This is a genomic window from bacterium (assembly GCA_026416715.1).
Classification (GTDB): Bacteria; UBP4; UBA4092; order JAOAEQ01; family JAOAEQ01; genus JAOAEQ01.
The window spans coordinates 1-8,856 of the sequence record JAOAEQ010000016.1 but is presented as its reverse complement, the minus strand read 5'-3'; the positions used below and the strand labels follow the sequence as shown (position 1 = coordinate 8,856).

Sequence of the window (8,856 nt, the reverse complement as noted above, 5' to 3'; positions counted from 1 at the left end):
AGATGTGTATAAGAGACAGGAACTGCGGTTTTCAAAAGGGAAACGGTATCCTGCAGGATTTCCTTCATCAGCGTTGGTTATCCCTGCTTCGCGATGTACTACATTAACCATTGATGGGAATCCGAGTGACTGGTCGTCAACCACCAGTATCGCAATCCACTGTGATTTCAGCGCATCTACTACCGGCGGTAAGTTGGCGTGTGATGTAAAGTTCGCTTGGGATGCCAGCTATCTCTATATCCTTGTGCAAGAGACTGCTGGTGATACGACACAAAATGAAGCGGCAAATGGGTCACTATATTCCGCTGCACCATGGGCGTTTGATGGCATTTCGTTCTGGATAGATTTGGATAATAATAATGATAATCGAACCTCGCCAAGTATTGGTGATTTCAATCCGTGGTTTGGATTCAGTTCATTAGGTCGAAATGATTTGTATATTGCACGAGTTAATAATGATGCGGGGTTAGTGCTTGCACCGTTTGCAAATGGAACCGTAGCAACTGGCGGAAGTTTTACATCACATAACCGAGTTATTGAAGCGCGGTTATCCTGGTCAGATATCGTTTCCAGTGTTGATACTGCTCGTCAACCTGGTGGAAACTTACTTTCCGCGATATCAATAGGATTTAAATTTGGCTGCGAACCATTGCTGATTGATGACAATTATACCAAGCAGACATTTATCGGTGGCTCCCAATATACACCACCAACCGGTGCGGATATGAATTCGCGCGATATTCAGCTAGTTCACGATTCAACTATGGAACCAACCTTCGCGATACATTGGGAATTGTATGAATAAGTTAAAGTAATTTGAAATAAGATAAAGTAGAGAGTGTTTTAGTAAATAAATAGTGCAGATAATTACTATTTTATTTTATTTTTTGACTTTTTAACGTGTTGATTAAGGGGGATTTGTATGTTTAAAAGCGGATTTACTTTAATTGAACTACTCATTGTAGTTGCAATTATAGCAATATTAGCTGCAATTGCAATCCCAAACTTTCTCATGGCACAGGTACGGAGCAAAGTATCTCGGGTGAAGTCAGATATGACCTCTGTTGCTACTGCGCTTGAGTCGTATCATGTCGATAATACGATGTATCCTTGGGATGGTCCAAATGCTGGAGTTTGGACTTGGCCGTATAACGGAGATTATTGCCGAAAACTAACCAACAAGATTACCACTCCGATAGCATATATTACCAGTTTACCAAGTGACCCATTTCAAGTTGGGAAACATTTAACAGATAATCCGTGGTATACGCATAATTTTCCCCGTGAATATATGTTAGGAACATTTTGTTATGACCGACAAAAAGAAAATATCATGTACTTTATTCCAGAAGCGGGACCGAATGTGGTTTGGAGTATATATAGTCCTGGACCGGATAATATGTGGATAGATACCGGTTGGCCACCAGCACCGTATTTGCTATATGATCCAACCAATGGAACGGTAAGCCCAGGTAATATTTTTAGAGTGGGTCCATAATTTTTATAATACCGAAATTCGGATGCTTAAGAAAGGATTCATTTTAATCGAATTGTTAATTGTAGTCGCAATCATAGCGATTCCAAATTTTTTGACTGCGCAGACCCGAACAAAAGAAAGTATTATGAGCCCAAGCAGAGTTACAATTGCAAATAACTGCGTTAGAAAAGCATATATTATAATACTGATAATAATGTCTATCCAGAAACATGGTGTGGTACGTGGTTTCAGATAGGACTAACTCGTTTAACAACACCGATTGCATACCTAACATTTTTGTCAAACGATTTTTTTGGGAATAGCAGTGTTTATATTTGTCCGAATTTTCCTAGTTCTAGTTCGCAATATTGGAAATATGGAATATGACCTAACTAATGGAATCATGGGTCCGGGCAGAATTCAACGGTTTGTTCCTGGCGGGTTGAAATTGGAAGATACATTACCTCAATGAGATATATTTATTAAGGGATACAATTATGAAAAAAGATATATTGAAACTCAACTTTGGATTTACTTTAATTGAATTATTAATCGTTGTCGCCATTATTGCGATTCTTGCTGCAATAGCAATTCCAAACTTTTTAGCTGCACAAACCCGGTCGAAAGTATCGCGAGTCAAAGCAGATATGCGCAGTTTAGCGATTGCATTAGAATCGTATGATGTTGATAATAATATGTATCCACCGGATACGTATACTCGACAAGCATATTTTTCACCTTTATGGACCGGAGGTACCCATATTCAAAATTATGTACCGTTGACTACTCCGGTAGCATATCTAGCTTCAGTTCCCAAAGATACTTTTCCTTATCCGAATGTGCCTGATATATATCAATATTTCCATTATAAAAACTGGGATATGACCTTCGGCACCGCAGTATATAATTATAATGTTTGGGTATACGAAGGTATTTCACAGGATTGGTGTATACATTCGATTGGACCGGATAGGATTTATGATGGCGCTGATTGGTATCCAGTAACTAAACAATACGACCCGACTAATGGAACCATTAGCCGAGGTGATATAAGTCGCTGGGGACCATAACTAGAAACAGCTTATGAAATGAAGAAAGATTATTTGGGTGGAAATAAGGGATTTACTTTGCTTGAACTATTAATAGTGGTAGCGATTATAGCGATATTAGCTGCAATAGCAATTCCAAACTTTTTAGCTGCACAAACCCGGTCGAAGGTATCTCGTTGCAATAAGGAAGAACGTGAATTGATAAACTCTTTAGAATCATATTTTGTCGATTATAACGATTATCCGTATAGTCATCGTTTGAGAGATCTTACTACTCCGATATCATATATGAGTTCTTTACCAAACGATATTTTCGGTAATGAACGGTTTTATATTGACCCCTATACTTTGAAACCGATATATATTTGGGTCAAACGAGAGGATACTTGGCAAGGTATCTATTCTGGAAGATGGGGTGCAGTAATTAGTTGGGGTCCATGGGGACCAACCCTAGGAGATTATGCTGCCGCATCACAATATTGGGCTGAAACCGATGGTATCGAATACGACCCATCAAATGGAATTATTAGCAAGGGAAGAATATTTCGTCTTGTTCCTGGTAATCTTAAACAATTAGGAACTGGATATGGCTCATAATGATCATGTTATTATGTTATTTTTTGTTTCATACCAAGTTTTAACTTTATGAAAATAATCTCGAAGAGAAAGGGGGGATAATAATGAACAAAGTAGTCATTACAAGTTTGATTACAGCAGTATTAGCTACGATAGCAATTGCTGGTCCACCACCCGGTCCATATATTAAAGATGCAAATACCGTTTTACTTTTGCATTTAGATGGTAACCTAACAAATAGTGGGGATACAACTTATACCGTGAGTATGTCGACAATAGCTGGTTACGCTAATCCAACATTTGTTGCATCACAAGCAGGATGGGGGCAATGTTTATCTGGAGCGGGTGGAAATATTAACGGGTGTGAAGTTAATCCTGGTTCAATTAGTACTATTCCAACTCCGCATACCGTTGAAGCGTGGTATTACCTATATGCATCAGATAGTGGTGTAGAATTTACTAACTGTATGCTGGATTTAGCTGCAGGTCGAGCTATTTATCAGTTACGAAATGCTGGGAGCGATATCAATAATTATATGCAGTTAAATGTGTACGATGGTTCAGCGAATCAATGGGCATACTGTGTTGTTCCAAAGATGTATGATAGCTGGCACCATTACGCAATTGTGTATAATTCAGCTGCAACTGATACTGCTGATAAAGTAAAATTCTATGTAGATGGGGTACGTGTTCCGACAATTCAAGGTGGAACTCCGGTAACGAGTGAATATCAACATCTATCATTCACTGCTGCTGTGTTAGGTCGAGTTTGGGTTCCAGGTGGTCCACCCACATCGAATTTAATGCCTTTACGGGGACGAGTTGATGAACTGCGGTTTTCAAATATTGAACGGACTGAATTCGTTCCCGTAGAATTGGTTAATTTTGAAGCGGAATAAACCAGTATTCAGCTACCTGAATATGTTGGAAAGGCTATACGGTGGTGAATAGTTATTCACCACCGTGTTTCTTCTTACATTGGAATCCTCACATTATTAATTATTATCTATTATTTGAACCTAAACTATTTTTTTCAAAATGAAAGGGGGAAATGTGTATGAGACAAATTAATATATTGTGGGCAATAATATGCTTTAAGGTTATTTTTCTAACTTCTTTAAGTACAGGTGCGATTTTGACTGTACCTGTGCCCTATTCGGATATTCCGGATGCGATTACTGCTGCTATTTCTGGAGATACCATTCAAATTACAGTAGCAGGAAATTATTGCAATAGCACGACGATGGATATTAATAAGAATCTATCGATTCAGGGAACTGTTTCTGGGGTATCCATAGTAAATCAGTGTAATATTTTAGATACTCCAACCGTTACTTTGCAGAATCTTTTGTTTAGCGGTGTTTCTGGTCAGGGAATTTCAATCTATAGTAGTGCGAATGTAACAATCCAAGGATGTACTTTTTCTAATAAGACATTGGGTTGGGGACTGAATATTCCTGGTGCAGCTACTGTAACAATAACTAGATCTCTGATTAATAGTAATAATCCTGGAGCGATAAATTTTAATGGTTCCGGTGCAATGACAATTAGTAATTCAACTATAATTAATAACGCAGTAAGAGGAATTGTGATTGGCGGCGGAGGGACGTTAACCATGCAGTATTGTTTATCTACCAATAATCAGGTTGGAGTAGTAGCGCAAACCTTAGATGGCTCTAATATCACCATAACCAACAGTATGATTATGAATGAAGGTCAAGTTGGAATTTGGTTGTTGAAACAGGCAAATGTAACCGTATCTCATTCAACGATTTCGGGCAATTATTGGGATAATATCCGAGCAGGCAATGATGCTGCGAATAATGCTAAGGGTTCGGTAATCACTGTGACCAATTCGATACTAAATAATGGTAGATTAGGTATTTTATGTATGGGACCGGGGATAACAATATCGTTAACTTCTTGCATCGTTAATTATAATCGAGAATACGGATTCTATTATGCATATGTTCCTGCAGGAGACAATACCCCATGTTCTTTCTACTTTGCGGATTCGGAATTCTCTAGGAACACAATCAGCGGATTTGGTGTAGGCGGTCAGTATTATTTATCTGCAGTGACTGCGATACGGTGTAAATTTAATGAAAATCGGGATAGCGGTTTTGTTACCTGGGATATGGAAGGAAATTGCAATACCTATTTTTCACAATGCGAATTTATTATGAATAAATGTCAGTCTTTCCCCTCGTACCAGATTTATTTGAACACTAATAATGTGGATAGTGGGTATAGTGTTGTGTATATTGAACGGTCAAAATTCGTTGATGGTTCAGGAAATGCAAGAGCGTTAGCTCGAATGCGGAGTTGGTCTGAAACCACCATTATCAATTGTATTTTTGACGAAGGTCAAGATCAGTTATGGATTGAAGGGGCAAATGTCAGAGCATACCATTGCGATTTTGTGACAACTACTAAAAATACCAGAAATGCAGTGCATAGTGAATGGATTCGAACCGGCGGCGATGTGATTATTAATAACTGTATATTTTCCGGTGCTTCGGTCGCATTTCAAACTTATAACAATTCATCGGTGAATATCAGTGGGATTGCGAATCTGCTATACAACATTGATACCATTTATACTGGTAGCGCTATTAATATTGGGAGTATATCATATTATCCGGGAGACCCGAAATTTGTAGGGGCTTCTAGTGGTCCTGGAACAGGTGATTTCCATCTTCAGACGAATTCACCTGCATTGTATAGAGGGATTAATTTAGGAATACCTAATGATTTTGACGGAAATCCGCGTCCCCGGCCAATAGGGACATCTCCGGATATTGGCGCTTATGAAGAGCAAACCGCGTTTCCAGCAACTGGAGTTCCTATAGCAGAATGGATAAGGTTTGAATTTGAATAAGAAGTTAAAGTTCGAATATGAGAAAATTTTGGGTGGTAATGGAAAATAATTTAGTTCACTACCACCCTTTTTCTATCAGAGCGAAATAAGAGATTAGCATTGAATGAACATTCAAATTATATAGTATATTAACTATCACTAAATCATAAAATTTGTTTTGGTCTTCATAATTGTATCACCAACGATACTACGCAGGTTAATATTCCACAAATTGAGTTAATGCCGAATATTCCGAGTTTTTATTATCAAATACAAGATACAAGATTGGGACAGAGAACATTAAATTATTTTGTGTAATAGTTGATTGTTAAAAACAAATGTAAAAGGTACCACTAGTTTTGTGATTCACGTTGATTCTGCAGTAGTTGCAGTTATCACTTTGGCAAGTGGAACTAAGAAATTGAGAATAGTACGAAATTCTTTATTGACAGTGTTGTTTACTAACATTTCAGCCGAGTGCCTGCAGAATTAAGTGCGTTTGCGATAACAAATAGTGAATTTTAATAGAAAGGAAATTTATTGTTAGGGTTCGATATACAGACAAATTTTCAATTGCTTTTACTTTATAGAATTATCAATACTTTGAAAGGAGACCTAAATGCACAATTTAATTAAAATTCGAAGGATTAGTTTCATAGGAGTTTTATTTTTCATAGTGTTAGTAGTTTGGAGTTATACCGCTCAAATTACTTTACCGCGGGTCGAGTTGATGCCAAATATACCGCAGCCGTTTCAGATGCGGAATTGGAAACAAGTTGCCCTTGATTATGATGCGTTTGTATTTAATTTTAATACTACTGGTCAGTATCTCCCCTTAATTTGGTGGGATAGGACTTCGACGAATTATAAACGGGTAGTATTTGGCCAGCCGTCGTATGTTGGTTGGCCAGCTTCGTGGACAACTAGGAATAATCATGAATCAATTAATTGTATGGGAGCTGTATTAGGTGCGACTCTCATCGGAATTGACAAGAGTAACCAAAATGGAATGAACTGGGTAATCATGCAAGAAAATTATTTTAATAAAGATAATGGCGAAAATCTAGTTTTAAATCGAAGTAATACCACTACCGGACAATCTTTTTGGTACGAGATTTTTCCCAATATTTTGTTTTATCAATTAGCCTATTATTATCCAAGTTTAGGAACAACTGATAATATGTTTTATACGATTGCGAATCGCTGGTATCTTGCGAGTTATTTTATGGGAGGAAACTCCGGTATTCCGAATTACGACCATACTGCATTTCGGTTTTCAACGTTGACCCCGGTAGATAATGGGTTATGGAAAGAGCCAGATGCAGCAGCGGGAATTGCTTGGCTTGGCTATATGGCCTACGTAAAAAGCGGTAAGACGTTATATACCGGATTAACCACTGCAGATTGGGGTATGCAATTTTTACACAATAGAATAACTAATCCGTTCTATGAATGTTTGCTCCCTTATGGTGCTTATTTAGCTGCTAGAATGAATGCAGAGTTAGGTCGGAATTATAATCTTGAAAAATTCCTTAATTGGTGTTTATGCTATTCAAGCGATGCTCGACCGTATTTTGGCGTCATTGCAGATACTTGGGCTGGATATGACGTTCATGGATTGATAGGAGGAAATACTGATGGAGGAGGATATGGTTTTGCGATGAATACTTATCATATGGCAGGTGCACTGGTTCCGATTGTTCGCTATGATGATCGCTATGCGCGGGCTATCGGAAAATGGATGTTGAATGCGGCAAATGCCTCTCGGTTCTTTTATGCAAATTCATTAGATTCAGCACATCAGTCTTCCAAAGCGTGGGCGGATGTGTACGATCCTAACTATTGTATAGGATATGAAGGGTTTCGAAAATATGGTCGGAAACAGGTTTTAGTAGATTCAGATTATTTACATCGGTATGGAACGATTGAATCTGGAAACTATATCAATACACAACAATATCAAACGGATAACCAATATGAAGTTTTGAAAGAAGCAGTGGTAGGTAGTAATGATCAATTAGAACATATCTGGGATATGACGTTACCTGTTGGAACCTCGCATACCATCCTTGTAAATGCATATTATAGTGATGGGGGCGATAGTGATTCCGGTTTTGTGTTTTCTTATTCGACATCTACAGCAGGACCATTTATTACTTTATTTACCATCAGTAACAGTTCACCGAGTCAATTACGTTGGAATAGCCTACCATCCAATCTTAGCGGAAGGATTTATATTCGAGTACAGGATAATAATCGCACGGGCGGAAACACTATGTTAGATACACTGTATATAGATGCGATTTTTGTTATGTCAGAATTGAGTGTAAGTCCGTATAGTATGGGAGATGGTATTTCCGGATACCCATACGGAGTTAAGACTGATTTCGGGCTTTATGGTTCCGCTCATGTTGGGATATTTGGTGGAATAATTTCAACAACGAATAATCAATATATTTTACAGTTAGATTGTTTAAAAACTGATTATTATCACGATTCCGCCTATCCGACATATTTATACTACAACCCATTCAGTACCGCTACGTCGGTTCAGATTGATGTTGGAACTTCGCCGAAAGATTTATGGGATTGTGTATCGAATACTTTTTTACGGCAGAATGTAACCGGGGTGACCTATTTTTCGATTCCTGCGGATTCTGCAGTTGTGCTAGTTCTTGCTCCCGCTAATGGAACTAAAACGATGCAAGGAAGTAAACTGTTGATTAACGGGGTAGTTGTGGATTATCTAGTTCCTGCAACCGTAGAAAATTGGGATAGACACCAATAAATTTCAATCGACCGCGAGCAACTATAATTTATGCAATCTCGAGATCGGATTCTATTCGCCTACCAACATAAAGAAGGAGACCGGGTTCCGTTATTTGAGCAAGCGG

5 protein-coding genes and 3 pseudogenes are annotated in these 8,856 nt (G+C 38.2%); all 8 read left to right on the top strand.

Annotated features, from left to right (window positions below):
• Positions 1–805, top strand: an 805-nt coding sequence (locus N3A72_08050) for a hypothetical protein (GenBank protein ID MCX7919544.1), incomplete at its 5' end; no start/stop codon positions are given.
• A 117-nt stretch (positions 806–922) separates the two neighbouring features.
• Positions 923–1,009, top strand: a pseudogene (locus tag N3A72_08045) (prepilin-type N-terminal cleavage/methylation domain-containing protein).
• A 511-nt stretch (positions 1,010–1,520) separates the two neighbouring features.
• Positions 1,521–1,733: a prepilin-type N-terminal cleavage/methylation domain-containing protein gene (locus N3A72_08040; protein ID MCX7919543.1), complete on the top strand. Its 213-nt coding sequence runs from the start codon at positions 1,521–1,523 to the stop codon at positions 1,731–1,733.
• Positions 1,734–1,989: 256 nt separating this feature from the next.
• Positions 1,990–2,079: pseudogene (locus tag N3A72_08035) on the top strand (prepilin-type N-terminal cleavage/methylation domain-containing protein).
• Positions 2,080–2,565: 486 nt separating this feature from the next.
• Positions 2,566–2,703, top strand: a pseudogene (locus tag N3A72_08030) (prepilin-type N-terminal cleavage/methylation domain-containing protein).
• A 503-nt stretch (positions 2,704–3,206) separates the two neighbouring features.
• Positions 3,207–4,001 carry a LamG domain-containing protein gene (locus tag N3A72_08025; GenBank protein ID MCX7919542.1) on the top strand — a complete coding sequence of 265 codons (795 nt, stop codon included), beginning with the start codon at positions 3,207–3,209 and terminating at the stop codon, positions 3,999–4,001.
• Between the two features lie 236 nt (positions 4,002–4,237).
• Entirely contained in the window at positions 4,238–5,983 is a 1,746-nt protein-coding gene (locus N3A72_08020; GenBank protein ID MCX7919541.1) for a right-handed parallel beta-helix repeat-containing protein, read from the top strand.
• A gap of 655 nt (positions 5,984–6,638) precedes the next feature.
• Positions 6,639–8,750, top strand: coding sequence for a hypothetical protein (locus N3A72_08015; protein MCX7919540.1), 2,112 nt, complete (start codon positions 6,639–6,641; stop codon positions 8,748–8,750).
• The last annotated feature ends 106 nt before the right edge of the window (positions 8,751–8,856 follow it).

Bases quoted from the DNA above. Each gene is read 5' to 3' on its own strand.
- N3A72_08040 (MCX7919543.1), top strand. From the start codon at position 1,521: ATGCTTAAGAAAGGATTCATTTTAATCGAATTGTTAATTGTAGTCGCA.
- N3A72_08025 (MCX7919542.1), top strand. From the start codon at position 3,207: ATGAACAAAGTAGTCATTACAAGTTTGATTACAGCAGTATTAGCTACG.